The sequence below is a fragment of the Pseudomonas sp. L5B5 genome, from assembly GCF_020520285.1.
Classification (GTDB): domain Bacteria; phylum Pseudomonadota; class Gammaproteobacteria; order Pseudomonadales; family Pseudomonadaceae; genus Aquipseudomonas.
The window spans coordinates 4,394,737-4,412,103 of record NZ_CP084742.1 but is presented as its reverse complement, the minus strand read 5'-3'; the positions used below and the strand labels follow the sequence as shown (position 1 = coordinate 4,412,103).

19 protein-coding genes and 1 pseudogene are annotated in these 17,367 nt (G+C 61.9%); 13 read left to right on the top strand and 7 right to left on the bottom strand.

Annotated elements, in window-relative coordinates; translation table 11 throughout:
- The first annotated feature begins 46 nt into the window (after positions 1–46).
- The gene (locus tag LGQ10_RS20085; RefSeq protein ID WP_226522982.1) at positions 47–409 is read left to right on the top strand and encodes a cupin domain-containing protein; all 363 of its coding nucleotides are present in this window, start codon (positions 47–49) and stop codon (positions 407–409) included.
- Between the two features lie 58 nt (positions 410–467).
- Here the strand turns inward: LGQ10_RS20085 and rpmG are convergent, their stop codons facing one another.
- Together rpmG and rpmB are read right to left on the bottom strand one after the other, a co-directional pair.
- Positions 468–623, bottom strand: a complete 156-nt coding sequence (rpmG, locus tag LGQ10_RS20080) for a 50S ribosomal protein L33 (protein WP_007894709.1) — start codon at positions 621–623, stop codon at positions 468–470.
- An 11-nt stretch (positions 624–634) separates the two neighbouring features.
- The gene (rpmB, locus tag LGQ10_RS20075; RefSeq protein WP_031320695.1) at positions 635–871 is read right to left on the bottom strand and encodes a 50S ribosomal protein L28; all 237 of its coding nucleotides are present in this window, start codon (positions 869–871) and stop codon (positions 635–637) included.
- Between the two features lie 438 nt (positions 872–1,309).
- Here rpmB and LGQ10_RS20070 point away from each other — a divergent pair, with 438 nt between their 5' ends.
- A complete protein-coding gene (locus LGQ10_RS20070) occupies positions 1,310–2,893 on the top strand; it encodes an ABC transporter substrate-binding protein (RefSeq protein WP_226522981.1) in 1,584 nt (527 codons plus the stop codon).
- A gap of 60 nt (positions 2,894–2,953) precedes the next feature.
- Here LGQ10_RS20070 and radC read toward each other — a convergent pair whose 3' ends face one another.
- Complete coding sequence (gene radC, locus LGQ10_RS20065) at positions 2,954–3,628, bottom strand: RadC family protein (RefSeq protein ID WP_058435420.1); 675 nt, start codon at positions 3,626–3,628, stop codon at positions 2,954–2,956.
- A gap of 131 nt (positions 3,629–3,759) precedes the next feature.
- Between radC and coaBC the strand changes: the two genes are divergently transcribed.
- From coaBC to argB, 4 genes and pseudogenes are all read left to right on the top strand, one after another.
- Positions 3,760–4,968 (top strand): bifunctional phosphopantothenoylcysteine decarboxylase/phosphopantothenate--cysteine ligase CoaBC, encoded by a 1,209-nt coding sequence (gene coaBC, locus LGQ10_RS20060; protein ID WP_226522980.1) that lies wholly within the window; start codon positions 3,760–3,762, stop codon positions 4,966–4,968.
- Positions 4,969–4,973: 5 nt separating this feature from the next.
- A complete protein-coding gene (gene dut, locus LGQ10_RS20055; protein ID WP_025130826.1) occupies positions 4,974–5,429 on the top strand; it encodes a dUTP diphosphatase in 456 nt (151 codons plus the stop codon).
- Positions 5,430–5,686: 257 nt separating this feature from the next.
- A pseudogene (locus LGQ10_RS20050) lies at positions 5,687–7,087 on the top strand (phosphomannomutase/phosphoglucomutase); the annotation flags it as partial.
- Positions 7,088–7,111: 24 nt separating this feature from the next.
- A complete protein-coding gene (argB, locus tag LGQ10_RS20045) occupies positions 7,112–8,017 on the top strand; it encodes an acetylglutamate kinase (protein WP_058435410.1) in 906 nt (301 codons plus the stop codon).
- Positions 8,018–8,077: 60 nt separating this feature from the next.
- Here argB and pyrE read toward each other — a convergent pair whose 3' ends face one another.
- The gene (pyrE, locus tag LGQ10_RS20040) at positions 8,078–8,722 is read right to left on the bottom strand and encodes an orotate phosphoribosyltransferase (RefSeq protein ID WP_226522979.1); all 645 of its coding nucleotides are present in this window, start codon (positions 8,720–8,722) and stop codon (positions 8,078–8,080) included.
- A gap of 81 nt (positions 8,723–8,803) precedes the next feature.
- Between pyrE and LGQ10_RS20035 the strand changes: the two genes are divergently transcribed.
- Positions 8,804–9,583, top strand: coding sequence for an exodeoxyribonuclease III (locus tag LGQ10_RS20035; protein WP_011064227.1), 780 nt, complete (start codon positions 8,804–8,806; stop codon positions 9,581–9,583).
- A 61-nt stretch (positions 9,584–9,644) separates the two neighbouring features.
- Here the strand turns inward: LGQ10_RS20035 and LGQ10_RS20030 are convergent, their stop codons facing one another.
- Together LGQ10_RS20030 and rph are read right to left on the bottom strand one after the other, a co-directional pair.
- A complete protein-coding gene (locus LGQ10_RS20030) occupies positions 9,645–10,013 on the bottom strand; it encodes a DUF4870 domain-containing protein (protein WP_058435413.1) in 369 nt (122 codons plus the stop codon).
- Between the two features lie 30 nt (positions 10,014–10,043).
- Positions 10,044–10,766 carry a ribonuclease PH gene (gene rph, locus LGQ10_RS20025; protein WP_022641842.1) on the bottom strand — a complete coding sequence of 241 codons (723 nt, stop codon included), beginning with the start codon at positions 10,764–10,766 and terminating at the stop codon, positions 10,044–10,046.
- A gap of 267 nt (positions 10,767–11,033) precedes the next feature.
- Between rph and LGQ10_RS20020 the strand changes: the two genes are divergently transcribed.
- The 6 genes from LGQ10_RS20020 to LGQ10_RS19995 all read left to right on the top strand — a co-directional run bounded on the left by LGQ10_RS20020 (position 11,034) and on the right by LGQ10_RS19995 (position 16,337).
- Complete coding sequence (locus LGQ10_RS20020; protein ID WP_058435414.1) at positions 11,034–11,897, top strand: YicC/YloC family endoribonuclease; 864 nt, start codon at positions 11,034–11,036, stop codon at positions 11,895–11,897.
- 10 nt (positions 11,898–11,907) lie between these two features.
- On the top strand, positions 11,908–12,528 hold the full coding sequence (gene gmk, locus LGQ10_RS20015; protein WP_058435415.1) for a guanylate kinase: 621 nt from the start codon (positions 11,908–11,910) through the stop codon (positions 12,526–12,528).
- 169 nt (positions 12,529–12,697) lie between these two features.
- Complete coding sequence (gene rpoZ, locus LGQ10_RS20010; protein ID WP_007921129.1) at positions 12,698–12,961, top strand: DNA-directed RNA polymerase subunit omega; 264 nt, start codon at positions 12,698–12,700, stop codon at positions 12,959–12,961.
- A gap of 57 nt (positions 12,962–13,018) precedes the next feature.
- Positions 13,019–15,124 (top strand): bifunctional GTP diphosphokinase/guanosine-3',5'-bis pyrophosphate 3'-pyrophosphohydrolase, encoded by a 2,106-nt coding sequence (spoT, locus tag LGQ10_RS20005; protein ID WP_058435416.1) that lies wholly within the window; start codon positions 13,019–13,021, stop codon positions 15,122–15,124.
- Positions 15,125–15,160: 36 nt separating this feature from the next.
- Positions 15,161–15,541: a RidA family protein gene (locus tag LGQ10_RS20000; protein WP_058435417.1), complete on the top strand. Its 381-nt coding sequence runs from the start codon at positions 15,161–15,163 to the stop codon at positions 15,539–15,541.
- Positions 15,542–15,596: 55 nt separating this feature from the next.
- The gene (locus LGQ10_RS19995) at positions 15,597–16,337 is read left to right on the top strand and encodes a hypothetical protein (RefSeq protein WP_058435418.1); all 741 of its coding nucleotides are present in this window, start codon (positions 15,597–15,599) and stop codon (positions 16,335–16,337) included.
- Between the two features lie 122 nt (positions 16,338–16,459).
- On the opposite strand, the gene LGQ10_RS19990 is transcribed toward LGQ10_RS19995, so the two are convergent.
- Complete coding sequence (locus LGQ10_RS19990; protein ID WP_226522978.1) at positions 16,460–17,317, bottom strand: NAD-dependent epimerase/dehydratase family protein; 858 nt, start codon at positions 17,315–17,317, stop codon at positions 16,460–16,462.
- Between the last annotated feature and the right edge of the window lie 50 nt (positions 17,318–17,367).

Sequence of the window (17,367 nt, the reverse complement as noted above, 5' to 3'; positions counted from 1 at the left end):
CTGCCCTTCATGACCACTCGCGCCGTAATTACGGGGGAATCCAGGAATGAGCATCCATAACGTCGTCGACTTCAGCCAGGCCAACACCGAGGGCGAACGCTACCGGCCCGCCGCGGAAAAAATCCTCAAGGGCGATCCCGAACAAGCGGTGTTCAACCACTACGCCAGCCCCTGCGGCCAGCTCAATGCCGGGATCTGGGAAGGCGCCGTGGGCCAGTGGACCGTGAACTTCACCGAACATGAATACTGCGAGATCCTGCAGGGCGTATCGGTACTGCGCGACACCGACGGCAACGCCAAGACGTTGCGCGTCGGTGATCGGTTCGTGATCCCGGCCGGCTTCAAGGGCACCTGGGAAGTACTGGAGCCTTGCCGCAAGGCCTACGTGGCCTTCGAACAGAAAGCCTGAATCACAGGCACAAAAAAACCCGCTTGAAGGCGGGTTTTTTTGTCAGAAGAAAAATCAATTACTTGATTTTGCCTTCTTTGTAGATCACGTGCTTGCGAACAACCGGATCAAATTTCTTGATCTCGATTTTGTCCGGGGTAGTACGCTTGTTCTTGTCGGTAGTGTAGAAGTGACCAGTACCGGCGCTCGAGATCAAACGAATCAATTCACGCATGATTAGCTCCCTTAAACCTTGCCGCCATCGCGACGGATGTCGACCAGAACGGCGTCGATGCCGCGCTTGTCGATGATACGCATGCCTTTGGCAGATACGCGCAGACGCACGAAACGTTTCTCGGACTCAACCCAGAAGCGGTGATGCTGCAGGTTCGGCAGGAAACGACGACGGGTTTTGTTGTTTGCGTGGGAAATGTTATTCCCAGTCACCGGACCCTTACCGGTAACTTGACAGACTCTAGACATGCCTCAGCCCTCTAAAACCACATGCCCAACCCGGCATGGGTTGGCCGCTTAATCTCTCAGTCATTTGGCGCTAGGCGCCGCGTTTCTTTAGGGTCTTACCGACTACACCTGCAAGCGCAAGGAACCGGGCCCCTAGAAAAGAGCGCTGCTTTATACCAGAAAGACCCCATGGCAACAACAATCACTGTATGGGGAATGACGAAAAGTCACGATTTTCTTGCGTCGGACGCCTACGGCAAAGGCTAGCGCAGACAATGACCACTCGTCGCTGAAGCATTCCCAATCTCCGCGACACCCGTCGACCAGCCCCGCAGGCAACGCCCGCAAGCCCATCCGCAGTTGCAAAAGGGATAGTCATTTTCCCACGAGATCACTAGGGTAAGGCAATTCCAGACTGCACTCGCAGATGGGCTTTCGATCTGCACAAGGAACCCGACCATGCGTCTCGCCGCCCTCCCACTCCTGCTCGCCCCTCTCCTGAGCCCGCTGGCCCAGGCCGCCGCGCTGAGCGTCTGCACCGAAGCCAGCCCGGAAGGCTTCGACGTGGTGCAATACAACTCGCTGACGACCACCAACGCCTCCGCCGACGTCCTGATGAACCGGTTAGTGGACTTTGATGCCAGCAGTGGCAAGGTGGTCCCCAGCCTGGCCGACAGTTGGGAGGTCTCGTCCGACGGACTGACCTACGTGTTCAAGCTGCACCCCAAGGTGAAGTTCCACCGTACCGAGTATTTCAACCCCAGCCGCGAGCTCACCGCCGAGGACGTCAAGTTCAGTTTCGAACGCATGCTCGATCCGGCGAACCCATGGCACAAGGTTGCCCAGAGCGGCTTCCCTCATGCCCAGTCCCTGCAGCTTCCCAGCCTGATCAGGAAGATCGACGCCCTGGACCCGCTGACTGTGCGCTTCACCCTTGACCACGCCGATTCCACCTTCCTGGCTACCCTGAGCATGGGCTTCGCCTCGATCTACTCTGCGGAGTACGCCGAGCAGTTGCTCAAGGCCGGCACCCCGGAAAAGCTCAACAGCCAGCCGATCGGCAGCGGCCCGTTCATCTTCGGGCGCTTCCAGAAAGATGCGGCCGTGCGCTACAAGGCCAACCGCGATTACTTTGCCGGCAAACCCGGCGTGGACTCGCTGATCTTCGCCATCACTCCGGACGCCAACGTGCGCCTGCAGAAGCTGCGGCGCAACGAATGCCAGATCGCCTTGTCGCCCAAGCCCCTGGATGTGCAGGCCGCCAGTGCCGATCCAACGCTGAAGATCGAGCACACGGCTGCATTCATGACCGCCTTCGTCGCCATCAACAGCCAGCACCCGCCCCTGGATAAACCCGAGGTGCGCCAGGCGATCAACCTGGCATTCGACAAGACCAACTACCTCAAGGCGGTCTTCGAGGGCACCGCCGAAGCAGCCAACGGCCCTTACCCGGCCAATACCTGGAGCTACGCCAAAGAGCTGCCCGGCTATGCCTTCGACCCGGAAAAGGCGCGCCAGCTGCTGGCCAAGGCCGGCCTCAAGAGTGGTTTCCAGACCACCATCTGGACCCGCCCCTCCGGCAGCCTGCTCAATCCCAATCCGAGCCTGGGCGCGCAGATGCTGCAATCGGACCTGGCACAAGTGGGCATCCAGGCGGAGATCCGCGTGATCGAATGGGGTGAGCTGATCCGCCGGGCCAAGGCCGGCGAGCACGATCTGCTGTTCATGGGCTGGGCCGGCGACAACGGCGACCCGGATAACTTCCTCTCGCCACAATTCACCTGCGCGGCGGTCAAGTCGGGCACCAACTTCGCCCGCTACTGCGACCAGAACCTGGACAAGCTGATCACGGCCGGCAAGACCACCAGCGAGCAGGGCGTACGCAGCAAGCTGTACCAGCAGGCCCAGACCCAGATCCAGCAACAGGCGCTATGGCTGCCCCTGGCCCACCCCACCGCCTTCGCCCTGACCCGCAAACAGGTCCAGGGTTACCAGGTGAGCCCCTTCGGCCGTCAGGACTACTCGAAGGTCAACGTCCAATAATCCCCGCCAACCCGCAGCGGCAAGTACCAAGGCCCACGAAGCCGCGGGCTTGCCCGGGGCTCATAGCCAGCCATACTCGGCCATCGACAAGGGATCCCCTTCACCGATGATGAAGTGATCCAGCACCCGCACATCGATCAGCTCCAACGCCTGTTGCAAGCGCCGGGTAACCACCCGATCCGCGGGGCTGGGGTCGGAAATGCCCGATGGATGGTTGTGACAGAGGATCACCGCCGCCGCGTTGTGGGCCAGGGTTCGCTTGATCACCTGGCGCGGATGTACCGTCGTGCTGTCGATCGATCCCTGGAACAAAATCTCGAATGCCAGGACCCGGTGCTTGGTATCCAGGAACAGGCAGCCGAACACCTCATGGGGCTCGTGCCGCAGCATCGACTTCAGGTAATCGCGCACCACCAGCGGGTTCTCCAACGCGGAGTGCCGGTGCAGCTCCTGCGCCAGGTTGCGCCGGGCCATTTCCAACACCGCCTGCAGTTGCGCGTATTTGGCCGGCCCCAACCCCGGCTGGCGGGTGAAGGTCAGGCGATCCGCCTCCAGCAGGCTGCGCAAGCTGCCAAAACGCTGCAGCAGGTGCCGCGCCAGGTCCACCGCGCTCCTGCCGGCGATGCCGGTACGCAGGAAAATCGCCAACAGCTCGGCATCGGAGAGGCTGATCGCGCCCTGCTCCAGAAGCCGTTCCCGCGGACGTTCCGCCACGGGCCAATCACGAATGCTCATCACACCTCCCTGTGCATGGCGCCGCTGTTCCATGGCAGACGCTGTGCTATCTTAGCCCCCTCTTTTTTGCGTGGTTTTTCACCTGGGGAGGGGGATGCCACGCAGTAATCACTTAACGGAAAGACAGGCTTATGCAGCGGTTGTATCGCAAACGCATCGTGCTCGGCGTCGGTGGCGGCATTGCCGCCTACAAGAGCGCGGAGCTGGTTCGCCGACTCCTCGACCAGGGCGCCGAAGTGCGCGTGGTCATGACCCGGGGCGGCTGTGAATTCATCACCCCGCTGACCCTGCAGGCCCTCTCCGGGCACCCGGTCCATCTCGACCTGCTGGATCCGGCTGCCGAAGCCGCCATGGGCCACATCGAGCTGGCCAAATGGGCAGACCTGGTGCTCATCGCCCCGGCCACGGCCGACCTGATCGCCCGCCTGGCCCAGGGCATCGCCGACGACCTGCTGACCACCCTGGTCCTGGCCACCGACGCCACGGTCGCCATCGCCCCGGCCATGAATCAGGCCATGTGGCGCGACCCCGCCACCCAGGCCAACACCCAACTCCTGCAAAGCCGGGGCCTTAAGGTGTTCGGCCCGGCCTCCGGCAGCCAAGCCTGTGGTGACGTCGGCCTGGGTCGCATGCTGGAGGCCAACGACCTGGCCCAGTGCGCCGCCGATTGCTTCCAGCACCTGGCACTGACCGGCAAACACGTACTGATCACCGCCGGTCCGACCCAGGAAAACATCGATCCCGTGCGCTACATCACCAACCATAGCTCAGGGAAAATGGGCTTCGCCCTGGCCGAGGCTGCCGTCGAAGCCGGTGCCCGGGTCACCCTGATCACCGGTCCGGTACACCTGCCGACCCCCGACAGGGTCACGCGGATCGACGTTGTCAGCGCTCGCGACATGCTCGCGGCCTGTGAAGCGGCCATCCCCTGCGACGTTTTCATCGCCTCTGCGGCGGTCGCGGATTACCGCCCAGAAGTCGTCGCCCCACAAAAACTAAAGAAAGACCCTACGAACGGTGACGGCCTGCTGCTGCAAATGGTGCGTAACCCGGACATCCTGGCCACCATAGCCACCCGCCCGGACCGTCCGTTCAGCGTCGGCTTCGCCGCCGAGACCGAACACCTGCTCGACTACGCTGCACGCAAGCTGAAGGACAAGAACCTCGACCTGATCGTCGCCAACGACGTGGCCAACCCGAGCATTGGCTTCAACAGCGAGGAAAACGCCTGCAGCGTGATTGACCGAGAGTTGCACGCAACCCTCTTCGCCCAGACCAGCAAAGGCAAGATTGCCCGCCAGCTGATCTCTTTCATCGCCCAACGGCTGAACCAGGTTTAACTCGCATGCACGCTTTACAAGCCAAGATCCTCGACCCCCGCATCGGCAACGAATTCCCCCTGCCGCAGTACGCCACGCCTGGCTCCGCCGGCCTCGACCTGCGCGCCATGCTCAAGGAAGACACCGTACTGGAGCCAGGCCAGACCTTGCTGATTCCTACCGGTCTATCGGTCTATATCGGCGACCCGGGCCTGGCGGCCCTGATCCTGCCTCGCTCCGGCCTGGGTCATAAGCACGGCATCGTGCTGGGCAACCTGGTAGGCCTGATCGATTCGGACTACCAGGGTGAGCTGATGGTCTCCTGCTGGAACCGCGGCCAGACTGCCTTCAACATCGCCGTCGGCGAGCGGATCGCCCAGCTGGTGCTGGTGCCCGTGGTCCAGGCCCACTTCGAAGTGGTTGAAGCGTTCGACGAAAGCCAGCGCGGCGCCGGTGGTTTCGGTCACTCCGGCAGCCATTGATACTGGCTGCGGCCGGGCGCCCTGTCCGGCCCGATCGGTTCTACAGGATAATTTCAGGATGAACGGTCGCCGGCCATTGCCGGCGAGTACGCCGCACCCACTCCGGTTCCGGCGTGATGGCACAGCGGCCATAGCCCATGGATGGCACTTTCGCAGTACGAACTCTATGCTGAAAACGCCGTCATACCCTTCAGTTTGAGCCTACCGGCCTGTCCTTCCTCGGCCGTACCGCACCCCCTTCAGATGGAGCACCCTCAGTGATGAGCAACGCAGCCAAAGTCGCCCCGACCTTTCCCGACAGCATCTTTCGCGCTTACGACATTCGCGGGGTGGTGCCGGAAACCCTGACCGCCGAAACCGCCTATTGGATCGGCCGCGCCATCGGCTCCCAGAGCCTGGCCCAGGGCGAACCCAACGTATCGGTAGGCCGCGACGGTCGCCTGTCCGGACCGGAGTTGGTGGCTCAGTTGATCCAGGGCCTGCATGACAGCGGCTGCCATGTCAGCGATGTGGGCCTGGTCCCGACCCCAGCCCTGTACTACGCAGCCAACGTGCTGGCCGGCAAGTCCGGGGTGATGCTCACCGGTAGCCACAATCCGTCGAACTACAACGGCTTCAAGATCGTCATCGCCGGCGACACCCTGGCCAACGAACAGATCCAGGCCCTGCACGAGCGCCTCAAGAGCAACAACCTGAGCAACGCCCAGGGCAGCATCACCCAGGTCGATATCCTGCCGCGCTACCTCGAGGAGATCACCCGGGACGTGAAGCTGGCCCGTCGCATGAAGGTGGTGGTCGACTGCGGCAACGGCGCCGCCGGGGTCATTGCCCCGCAACTGATCGAAGCCCTGAACTGCGAAGTCATCCCGCTGTTCTGCGAGGTGGATGGCAATTTTCCCAACCACCACCCGGACCCGGGCAAACCCGAGAACCTCGAGGACCTGATCGCCAAGGTCAAGGAAACCGGGGCCGACCTGGGCCTGGCCTTCGACGGCGATGGCGACCGTGTCGGCGTAGTCACCAATACCGGCAGCATCGTCTTCCCCGACCGCCTGCTGATGCTCTTCGCCAAGGATGTCGTGGCGCGCAATCCGGACGCGGAGATCATCTTCGACGTCAAGTGCACCCGCCGCCTGATCCCGCTGATCAAGGAATACGGCGGTCGCCCGCTAATGTGGAAGACCGGTCACTCGTTGATCAAGAAGAAAATGAAGCAGACCGGCGCCCTGCTGGCTGGCGAGATGAGTGGACACGTGTTCTTCAAGGAACGCTGGTTCGGCTTCGACGACGGCATCTACTCTGCAGCGCGCTTGCTGGAAATCCTCAGCCAGGAGAAAGCCACTTCGGAAGAGCTGTTCGCGACCTTCCCGAATGATATTTCTACCCCGGAAATCAATATCCATGTGACCGAAGAGAGCAAATTCAGCATCATTGATGCCTTGCACGACGCGCAGTGGGGCGAAGGTGCCGACCTGACCACCATTGACGGAGTGCGAGTCGACTATGCCAAGGGCTGGGGCCTGGTTCGTGCCTCCAATACCACCCCTGTGCTGGTGCTGCGCTTCGAGGCTGACAATGAAGCCGAACTGCAGCGGATTAAGGACGTGTTCCATGTCCAACTGAAACGTGTTGCACCTGATCTCCAACTACCGTTTTGATTGTTTCAAGCACCGGAGCCCTGAATGACCATCGAACGCGACGCCGCCGCTAACACCGCCAAGGTCCTATCCGAAGCGCTGCCTTATATTCGCCGCTATGTCGGCAAGACCCTGGTGATCAAGTACGGCGGCAACGCGATGGAAAGCGAGGAGCTGAAAACCGGCTTCGCCCGCGACATCGTGTTGATGAAGGCTGTCGGGATCAACCCGGTTGTGGTGCACGGCGGCGGCCCGCAGATCGGCGACTTGCTCAAGCGCCTGTCGATCGAAAGCCACTTCGTCGATGGCATGCGCGTGACCGATGCGCAGACCATGGATGTGGTGGAGATGGTCCTCGGTGGCCAGGTGAACAAGGACATCGTCAACCTGATCAATCGTCATGGCGGCAGCGCCATTGGCCTGACCGGCAAGGACGCCGAGCTGATCCGGGCCAGGAAACTCACCGTGACCCGGCAGACGCCGGAGATGACCACTCCGGAGATCATCGATATCGGCCATGTGGGCGAGGTGGAAGGGATCAATACCGACCTGCTGAACTTGCTGGTCAAAGGTGATTTCATCCCGGTGATCGCGCCCATCGGCGTAGGCGCCAATGGCGAGTCCTACAACATCAACGCCGACCTGGTGGCTGGCAAGGTGGCCGAAGCGCTGAAAGCCGAAAAGCTGATGCTGCTGACCAACATCGCCGGCCTGATGGACAAGTCGGGCACGGTCCTGACCGGCCTCAGCACCCAGCAGGTGGATGAACTGATCGCCGACGGCACCATCTACGGCGGCATGCTGCCGAAGATCCGCTGTGCACTGGAAGCGGTACAGGGCGGTGTTGGCAGCTCGCTGATCATCGATGGTCGTGTACCCAACGCGATCCTGCTGGAGATCTTCACCGATACCGGTGTCGGCACCCTTATCAGCAATCGCAAGCGTCCTTAAGCTCTGCAATAAAAAAGACCCCGCCTGGCTTGGCCCGGCGGGGTCTCTTTTTTTGCGCCTTCAGACGCCGAATTGCGTACGGTAGGCTTGCACCGCCGGCAAGTGCTGCTTGAGCTGCGGATCGTCCGCCAGGAATTCCAGGACCTGATTCAGGGATACGATGCTCACCACCGGAATGCCGAAGTCGCGCTCGACCTCCTGGATCGCCGACAACTCACCGTTGCCACGCTCCTGGCGGTTCAGGGCGATCAGCACACCGGCCGCCTTGGCACCGTCCTGGGAACCGATGATCTGCATCACCTCACGAATGGCCGTGCCGGCAGTGATCACGTCATCGATGATCAGCACATCGCCGGTCAGCGGCGCGCCCACCAGGCTGCCACCCTCGCCATGGGCCTTGGCTTCCTTGCGGTTGAAGCACCAGGGCAGATCACGCTGGTGATGCTCGGCCAGTGCTACCGCAGTGGCCGCGGCCAGGGGAATGCCCTTGTAGGCGGGACCGAACAGGACGTCGAAGGAAATGCCGCTGTCGACGATGGCCGCCGCATAGAAACGCCCCAGCTGGGCCAGGGCCGTACCGCTGTTGAACAGACCGGCATTGAAGAAGTAGGGGCTGGTGCGCCCGGACTTCAGGGTGAACTCACCGAAGCGCAAAACCCCGCGATCGATGGCAAAACGAATGAAATCGCGCTGATACGCCTGCATGAAAAAACCCCAGATACCACGGATTTAGCTAATTAGGTAGAGCTCGGGTATCATACACGCACGTGATTTTTGGGGCCATTTATGCGGATCATCAGTGTGAACGTCAATGGTATTCAGGCTGCAGTCGAGCGTGGTTTGCTCAGTTGGCTGCAGGCACAGAATGCCGACGTCATCTGCCTGCAGGACACCCGCGCCTCCGCCTTTGAACTGGACGACCCAGCCTTCCAACTGGACGGCTACTTCCTTTATGCCTGCGATGCCGAAGTCCCCGCCCAAGGTGGTGTGGCTTTGTACTCGCGGTTGCAGCCCAAGGCGGTCATCAGCGGCCTCGGCTTCGAGACAGCCGATCGTTACGGGCGCTACCTGCAAGCCGATTTCGACAAGGTCAGCATCGCGACCTTGCTGCTTCCATCAGGGCAGAACGGCGATGAAGACTTGAACCAGAAGTTCAAGCTAATGGACGATTTCGCCCGTTACCTGGATAAACAGCGGCGCAAGCGGCGCGAGTACATCTATTGTGGCTCGCTGTACGTAGCCCAACAGAAGCTGGATATCAAGAACTGGCGCGACAGCCAGCAGTCTCCGGGTTTCCTGGCGCCTGAACGCGCCTGGATGGACGAGATCATCGGCAACATGGGTTATGTCGACGCCTTGCGCGAAGTCAGCCGTGAAGGCGACCAGTACAGCTGGTGGCCGGATAACGAGCAGGCCGAAATGCTCAACCTGGGCTGGCGCTTCGACTACCAGCTGCTGACCCCGGGCCTGCGTCGCTTCGTGCGCAGCGCGCGCCTGCCTCGTCAGCCACGCTTCTCGCAGCATGCCCCGCTGATCGTGGACTATGACTGGACGCTGACTATCTAAGCGTCTTTTCATGCCTACAAAAAAGCCGACATCACTGTCGGCTTTTTTGTGCTCGCTTGATCTATTTGACCAGGCGCCAGGTGAAGGGATACCGATAAGGCACACCCTCTCCAGCCTTGACTCCACCAATGATGGTCAGTATCAGGGCAGCCAGTGCCAGCAGGCCGAACAACACGAAGCCGATCAGCACGAACATCAGCAGGAAGCACACCGCCGAAGCAATGGCGACGGTCAGCTGGAAGTTCAGCGCCTCCTTGCCCTGGGCGTCGATGAAGGGATCGGTCTCGCGCTTCATCTGCCAGAGGATCAGCGGCCCGATCAGCGTGCCGAACGGAAGCCACAGCCCCAGCAAGGCAGACAGGTGACAGAACATTGCCCATTGCCGAACCTCATGGCTCGGCGTGGGCAGCGGAAGTTGCTCATCACTCATATGACGCTCTCCTTGCCGTGGCGACCTCGATCAATCAGCGAGGGCAGCCTGTTGCAGTTGGAAGATCTCAGTCATGCCTTGCTGGGCGAGAGCCAGCATCGCATTCAGTTCGGCAGGCTGGAACGGCGCACCTTCAGCGGTGCCCTGCACCTCGATGAACCCACCGGTGCTGGTCATCACGACGTTGAGGTCGGTCTCGGCTGCCGAGTCCTCAAGATAGTCCAGATCCAGGACCGGTTCGCCCTGGTACATGCCAACCGATACCGCAGCGATCATCTGCTTGAGCGGATCACCACCCTTCAGGCCGCCACGCTTCTTGATCACCTTCAGCGCGTCCACCAGGGCGACCATCGCCCCCGTAATGGATGCAGTCCGGGTACCACCATCGGCCTGGATCACATCGCAATCGACATACAGCGTGATGTCGCCGAGCTTGGACATATCCAGTGCCGCACGCAGCGAACGACCGATCAGGCGCTGGATCTCCAGCGTCCGGCCGCCCTGCTTGCCACGACTGGCCTCGCGCTGGTTACGCTCGCCGGTGGAGCGCGGCAGCATGCCGTATTCGGCGGTCAGCCAACCCTGGCCCTGGCCCTTGAGAAAGCGCGGCACACCGTTCTCGACGCTGACCGTGCAGATCACTTTGGTATCGCCAAACTCGACCAGTACGGATCCCTCGGCGTGTTTGGTGTAGTTGCGGGTGATGCGGATCGAGCGAAGCTGATCGGCGGCGCGACCACTTGGACGTTTCATAGAGGAACACCTGTACGAGGACGGAAAACTGCCGGACATTATAAAGCCCGGGCCGCGCCAGGGCACACCAAAAACGGCCAAAGGCGCATTTGCCCCTGCAAAGCCCTGTCACGATGAACCATGGCCATTGTCGGCACCAGGGTTTGGGGGCGCCGACCGCACTGCGCTACAATCCTGCGCCTTCGCAGCCTGTCGGCTTTAATTCATCACTATCAGGCCCGCCCAGCCCGCTCGTGGCTGGCACGGCGCTGAACCGGAGGAACCTCCATGGTGCACAGCATGACCGCCTTCGCCCGGGTAGAACGGGCCGGAACCCAAGGCACTCTGAGCTGGGAGTTGCGCTCGGTCAACAGCCGCTACCTGGAGCCGCACCTGCGCCTGCCCGAAGCCTTCCGCGACCTCGAGGGCGCGGTACGCGAAGCCCTGCGCCAGGGCCTGTCGCGCGGCAAGGTCGAATGCACCCTGCGCTTCACCGAAGAAACTGCCGGCAAGCCGCTTCAGGTCGATCGCGAGCGGGCAGCACAGCTGGTGGCCGCCGCCGAATCCGTCGCCAGCCTGATCAAGCAGCCTGCGGCGCTCAACCCCCTGGAAGTCCTGGCCTGGCCCGGAGTTCTGGTGGCTGACGCCAGCGACCCGCAAGCCCTGAACAACGACGCTCTGGCGCTGTTCAACCAGGGCCTGAAAGACTTGAAGAATGGCCGCGAGCGTGAAGGCGCCGAACTGGCCCGGCTCATCAACGAACGCCTGTCTTCTATAGAAGAAGACGTGGCCACCCTGCGTGAGCTGGTTCCACAGATGCTCGCGACGCAGCGCCAGAAGATCCTCGATCGCTTCGCCGACATGCAGGCCGAGCTGGATCCGGCCCGGCTTGAGCAGGAGATGCTCCTGCTGGCGCAGAAGAGCGATGTCGCCGAAGAACTGGACCGCCTGAGCACCCACATCATCGAAGTCCGCCGCGTGCTCAAGTCCGGCGGCGCAGCCGGCCGACGCCTGGACTTCCTGATGCAGGAACTCAACCGCGAAGCCAACACACTGGGCTCCAAGGCCTTCGACCCGCGCAGCACCCAGGCTGCGGTCAACCTCAAGGTGTTGATCGAGCAAATGCGCGAACAAGTGCAGAACATTGAGTAAGGCAACTGACATGACCCACAGCACCGGCACCCTGTACATCATTTCCGCACCTTCGGGCGCGGGCAAGACCAGCCTGGTCAAGGCCCTGATCGACGCCGATGCCAGCATCCGCGTCTCGATCTCCCACACCACCCGCGCCATGCGTCCGGGAGAGGCCAACGGAGTGAACTACCACTTCGTCGAGCGCGAAGAATTCGTGCGGATGATCGAGCATGGCGACTTCCTCGAGCGCGCCGAAGTTTTCGGCAACCTGTATGGCACCTCCCAGAGCCACCTGCAGCAGACCCTGGACGAAGGTCATGACCTGATCCTGGAAATCGACTGGCAGGGTGCCGAGCAAGTGCGCAAGCTGATGCCCCAGGCGCGCTCGATCTTCATCCTGCCCCCCTCCCAGCAGGCCTTGCGCCAGCGCCTGACCAACCGCGGCCAGGACAGCGACGAGATCATCGAGGGACGGATGCGCGAAGCCGTCAGCGAGATGAGCCACTACGTCGACTACGACTACCTGATCATCAACGATGATTTCGCCCATGCCCTGGATGACCTGAAGGCGATTTTCCGCGCCAACCAGCTGCAACAGAAGCGCCAGCAACAGCGTTTCGGCAAATTGCTCGCTGAACTGCTGGGTTAAAAACAGCACTTCCCAAAACCGCTGCAAGCGCTTTACATTGGTGCTTGCAGCGCGTCGAAGGGTTTGGTCAAAAAATCAGCGCTTCCCTAAACGCTGGTGATTTTTTAAACTGTTGAGTCCGCTCGCCCATCCGGGCACCGCGCTTATTGCATTTGCTACGAGGAAGACCATGGCCCGCGTAACCGTTGAAGACTGCCTAGAACACGTGGATAACCGCTTTGAGCTGGTCATGCTCTCTACCAAGCGTGCCCGTCAGCTGGCCACCGGCGGCAAAGAGCCGAAAGTAGCATGGGAAAACGACAAGCCTACCGTTGTTGCCCTGCGCGAAATCGCTGAAGGCCTGATCGACTACGCCGCTATCGCTGAAGCCGAGATCGTTGAAGACGAGCCGCTTTTTGCTGCTTTCGAGGACGAGTCCAACGAGGCCGTCTAAGCCTATGCCTGGTCGACGTAGCACGGCGCGGGATCACAGCTTACGGCAGGAGACATCATGCCGAGCATAGACGCCCTCGCCGATCGCTTATCGACCTATCTCGGCACGGATCAGGTGAACCTGGTCCGCCGAGCGTACTTCTACGCCGAACAAGCCCATGACGGTCAGCGCCGTCGCAGCGGCGAGGCGTACGTCACGCACCCACTCGCGGTAGCGAACATTCTTGCCGACATGCACATGGACCATCAGAGCCTGATGGCCGCGATGCTGCATGACGTGATCGAAGACACCGGCATCGCCAAGGAAGCGCTCAGCGCGCAATTCGGCGAAACCGTGGCCGAACTGGTCGACGGGGTCAGCAAACTGACCCAGATGAACTTCGAGACCAAGGCCGAAGCGCAAGCCGAGAACTTCCAGAAGATGGCCATGGCCATGGCCCGCGATATCCGCGTGATCCTGGTCAAGCTAGCCGACCGCCTGCACAACATGCGCACCCTGGAAGTGCTGTCCGGCGAAAAACGCCGGCGAATCGCCAAGGAAACCCTGGAAATCTATGCGCCCATCGCCAACCGCCTGGGCATGCACACCGTGCGCATCGAATTCGAGGACCTGGGCTTCAAGGCCATGCACCCGATGCGCTCCGCGCGGATCTACCAGGCGGTCAAGCGCGCCCGGGGCAACCGCAAGGAAATCGTCAACAAGATCGAGGAATCCCTGGGACACTGCCTGGCCATCGACGGCATCCAGGGCGAAGTCAGCGGGCGCCAGAAACACCTCTACGGCATCTACAAGAAGATGCGCGGCAAGCGCCGGGCCTTCAACGAAATCATGGACGTCTACGCGTTCCGGATCATCGTCGACAAGGTCGATACCTGCTATCGCGTGCTCGGCGCCGTACACAACCTGTACAAGCCGCTGCCCGGACGCTTCAAGGACTACATCGCCATTCCCAAGGCCAACGGCTACCAATCGCTGCATACCACGCTGTTCGGCATGCACGGGGTTCCGATCGAGATCCAGATCCGCACCCGGGAAATGGAAGAAATGGCCAACAACGGCATCGCCGCCCACTGGCTGTACAAGTCCAGTGGCGACGAGCAGCCCAAGGGTACCCACGCCCGCGCCCGCCAATGGGTCAAGGGCGTCCTGGAGATGCAGCAGCGGGCCGGCAACTCGCTGGAATTCATCGAGAGCGTGAAGATCGACCTGTTCCCGGACGAGGTCTACGTGTTCACGCCCAAGGGCCGGATCATGGAGCTGCCCAAGGGCTCCACGGCGGTCGACTTCGCCTACGCGGTGCACACCGACGTGGGCAACAGCTGCATCGCCTGCCGCATCAATCGCCGCCTGGCGCCATTGTCCGAACCGCTGCAAAGCGGCTCGACCGTAGAAATCGTCAGCGCCCCCGGCGCCCGGCCCAATCCTGCGTGGCTCAACTTCGTGGTCACCGGCAAGGCCCGCACTCACATTCGCCATGCCCTCAAGCTGCAGCGCCGCTCCGAATCCATCAGCCTCGGCGAGCGCCTGCTGAACAAGGTACTCAACGGTTTCGACAGCGCCCTGGAGAAAATCCCGGCCGAACGGGTCCAGGCGATCCTCCACGAATACCGCCTGGAGTTGATCGAGGACCTGCTGGAAGACATCGGCCTGGGCAACCGCATGGCCTACGTCGTGGCTCGTCGCCTGCTGGGCGAGGGCGAACAGCTACCGAGCCCGGAAGGCCCGCTGGCCATTCGCGGCACCGAAGGCCTGGTCTTGAGCTACGCCAAATGCTGCACGCCGATTCCGGGCGACCCCATCGTCGGCCACCTGTCAGCAGGCAAAGGGATGGTGGTGCACCTGGAGAACTGCCGCAACATCAGTGAAATCCGCCACAACCCGGAAAAATGCATCCAGCTGTCCTGGGCCAAGGATGTCACCGGCGAGTTCAACGTCGAACTGCGCGTCGAACTGGAGCACCAGCGCGGCCTGATCGCCCTGCTGGCCAGCAGTGTCAATGCCGCCGACGGCAACATCGAGAAAATCAGCATGGACGAACGCGATGGCCGCATCAGCGTGGTCCAACTGGTGGTCAGCGTGCACGACCGCGTACACCTGGCCCGTGTGATCAAGAAACTGCGCGCCCTGATCGGAGTCATCCGCATCACCCGCATGCGTGCCTAACCCGCCACATAGCCCGCCCATTACAAGGAGTCATTCATGACCAAGACCGTTATTACCAGCGACAAGGCCCCGGCCGCCATTGGCACCTACTCCCAGGCAATCAAGGCTGGCAACACCGTCTACATGTCGGGCCAGATCCCGCTGGATCCAAAGACCATGGAGCTGGTAGAAGGCTTCGAAGCCCAGACCATCCAGGTGTTCGAGAACCTCAAGTCGGTTGCCGAGGCGGCAGGCGGTTCGTTCAAGGACATCGTCAAGCTGAACATCTTCCTCACCGACCTGAGCCACTTCGCCAAGGTCAACGAGCTCATGGGCAAGTACTTCGAACAGCCTTACCCAGCCCGCGCCGCCATTGGCGTGGCCGCCCTGCCAAAGGGTGCCCAGGTTGAAATGGATGCCATTCTGGTCATCGAGTGACACCCTCGGCGCAGCCGTTCAGGCTGCGCCGTTTTCGTTCTGAAAGGATTTCGTCATGCGCAAAGCGCTAGCTGTTTCGCTGCTCGCCGTATTGCTCGGCGGTTGTGCCAGCGACCCCACCAAACATGACGTCGGTGGCGTCTGGATCAACCAGGTGGCGATCGACGCAGCCTCCAAGGGTGGCCCTTTGCGTGAAGCCCTCCAGGCATACGGCCCGAACCTGGAATGGGAGATCAACACCAAGGCTGGCCAGGCTCGCTACACCAATGGCTTCGAGACCGTTGAGGGCAAGCTGCCCAGCGAAAGCTCCGACACGGCCAGGGTCGAGGTCTACGGCAGCGCTCCCACCGAGCTCAAGCGCAACGGCAAGCAACTGCTCCAGGTCGCCAACGACAACGAGCCCGAGCAAGTCTTCGACCGCCCCAAGGATCCGGCCCCCGAAGGCGCGCCCCTGGGCGCCAACTTCGAACGCGCCTTGTATTCGGCATACCTGGGTGGCAAATGGAAGATCACCAGCGGCCCAGGCTTGGGCAACAGCGTGCAGTTCCAGGCCGATGGTGTCGTACAAGGCCTGCCGGGCGCTGATCGTTATGCCCTGTGCCTGGCCGGCGACTGCGCATCGATGAGTGGCGGCAACGACAGCATCTGGCTGCAGTTCAATGGCCGCGGCAACTCCTGGATCTTCGTGCGCAAGGACCAGCAGCTGGAGATCTTCCAGGCGGTCAACACCGCCCTGGCAGACGAAGTGCCGTCGCTGACTCCGGGCAATCAACAATGGCTGCTGGAAAAACAGTAAACCGCCTGTAGCCGCTGTCGCAGGCTGCAATGAGCGCCCCGGGCCCCCTGCCTTATCGGCAGCGGCGTCCCCGGGTAGCCAGACGCAGCCTCCACACCCGACATCAAGCCACTCGGTCGATCTCAGCCCTGTCCCTCGAGAATCGCCGCATAACCCTCGCGATAACTCGGATAGCGCGGCAGCCAGCCCAACGCTCTGGCCCGCGCATTGCTGCAACGCTTGCTGCCCGTGCGCCGCACACTGGCATCCTCAGCCCACTCCGTGACGCCCAGGTACTCGCGCAACCAGTCAACCACGTCCGCCAGGGGCGCAGGCGCGTCATCCACACCGATATAGCAGTCATCCAGCTCCTGGCCGCTGCGGTCCGCCTTGAGCAGGAACGCCAGCAACCCCGCGGCATCGTCGGCATGGATACGGTTGCCGTACAGGGGCGGTTCGATCGCCACGCGATAACCACGGCGCACCTGGGTCAGCAGCCACTCGCGGCCAGGGCCATAGATACCGGTCAAGCGCACCACGCTGGCGGGAATCCCACTACCCAGGGCTACCTGTTCGGCCTCCAGCATCAAGCGCCCGGAATAGGCCGCAGCCTCGGCCAGGGACGTTTCATCGACCCACTCGCCATCCTTCTGCTCATAAACACTGCTACTGGACACGAACAGCAAGCGCTTGGGTCGCTGACCATGCTGTTCGAGCCAGCCCAGCACGTGCTGCAACCCCTCGACATAGGCCGCGCGATACCCGGCCTCATCGTGCTCGGTGGCGGCTGCGCAATACACCAGGTAGTCCGGGGACTCCTGGGGCCAGAGTGCGGGGCATTGCTCGCTGAACAGGTCACCGGCGACGCCAAGCACGCCCTGGGGCAGGCGCGACACGGTGCGCCGCAAGCCATAGACCCGCCATTGCTCGGCCAGCAGTTGAGTCGCGAGGCGACTTCCGACATCGCCGCAACCGGCGATCAGAACAGAGGGGGCAGACATCAGAAAACTCCTTGCATAAAGGTCAAGCCTAGCTTTCGCGGTGGACGAAC

What these genes read in the sequence shown, in the direction of transcription:
- LGQ10_RS20070 (WP_226522981.1), top strand. Translation starts at nt 1,310, where the DNA reads ATGCGTCTCGCCGCCCTCCCACTCCTGCTCGCCCCTCTCCTGAGCCCG.
- rpmG (WP_007894709.1), bottom strand. Translation starts at nt 623, where the DNA reads ATGCGTGAATTGATTCGTTTGATCTCGAGCGCCGGTACTGGTCACTTC.
- coaBC (WP_226522980.1), top strand. Translation starts at nt 3,760, where the DNA reads ATGCAGCGGTTGTATCGCAAACGCATCGTGCTCGGCGTCGGTGGCGGC.
- spoT (WP_058435416.1), top strand. Translation starts at nt 13,019, where the DNA reads ATGCCGAGCATAGACGCCCTCGCCGATCGCTTATCGACCTATCTCGGC.
- LGQ10_RS19990 (WP_226522978.1), bottom strand. Translation starts at nt 17,317, where the DNA reads ATGTCTGCCCCCTCTGTTCTGATCGCCGGTTGCGGCGATGTCGGAAGT.
- gmk (WP_058435415.1), top strand. Translation starts at nt 11,908, where the DNA reads ATGACCCACAGCACCGGCACCCTGTACATCATTTCCGCACCTTCGGGC.
- LGQ10_RS20030 (WP_058435413.1), bottom strand. Translation starts at nt 10,013, where the DNA reads ATGAGTGATGAGCAACTTCCGCTGCCCACGCCGAGCCATGAGGTTCGG.
- rpoZ (WP_007921129.1), top strand. Translation starts at nt 12,698, where the DNA reads ATGGCCCGCGTAACCGTTGAAGACTGCCTAGAACACGTGGATAACCGC.
- rpmB (WP_031320695.1), bottom strand. Translation starts at nt 871, where the DNA reads ATGTCTAGAGTCTGTCAAGTTACCGGTAAGGGTCCGGTGACTGGGAAT.
- LGQ10_RS20000 (WP_058435417.1), top strand. Translation starts at nt 15,161, where the DNA reads ATGACCAAGACCGTTATTACCAGCGACAAGGCCCCGGCCGCCATTGGC.
- LGQ10_RS19995 (WP_058435418.1), top strand. Translation starts at nt 15,597, where the DNA reads ATGCGCAAAGCGCTAGCTGTTTCGCTGCTCGCCGTATTGCTCGGCGGT.
- rph (WP_022641842.1), bottom strand. Translation starts at nt 10,766, where the DNA reads ATGAAACGTCCAAGTGGTCGCGCCGCCGATCAGCTTCGCTCGATCCGC.
- LGQ10_RS20085 (WP_226522982.1), top strand. Translation starts at nt 47, where the DNA reads ATGAGCATCCATAACGTCGTCGACTTCAGCCAGGCCAACACCGAGGGC.
- radC (WP_058435420.1), bottom strand. Translation starts at nt 3,628, where the DNA reads ATGAGCATTCGTGATTGGCCCGTGGCGGAACGTCCGCGGGAACGGCTT.
- LGQ10_RS20020 (WP_058435414.1), top strand. Translation starts at nt 11,034, where the DNA reads ATGGTGCACAGCATGACCGCCTTCGCCCGGGTAGAACGGGCCGGAACC.
- dut (WP_025130826.1), top strand. Translation starts at nt 4,974, where the DNA reads ATGCACGCTTTACAAGCCAAGATCCTCGACCCCCGCATCGGCAACGAA.
- pyrE (WP_226522979.1), bottom strand. Translation starts at nt 8,722, where the DNA reads ATGCAGGCGTATCAGCGCGATTTCATTCGTTTTGCCATCGATCGCGGG.
- LGQ10_RS20035 (WP_011064227.1), top strand. Translation starts at nt 8,804, where the DNA reads ATGCGGATCATCAGTGTGAACGTCAATGGTATTCAGGCTGCAGTCGAG.
- argB (WP_058435410.1), top strand. Translation starts at nt 7,112, where the DNA reads ATGACCATCGAACGCGACGCCGCCGCTAACACCGCCAAGGTCCTATCC.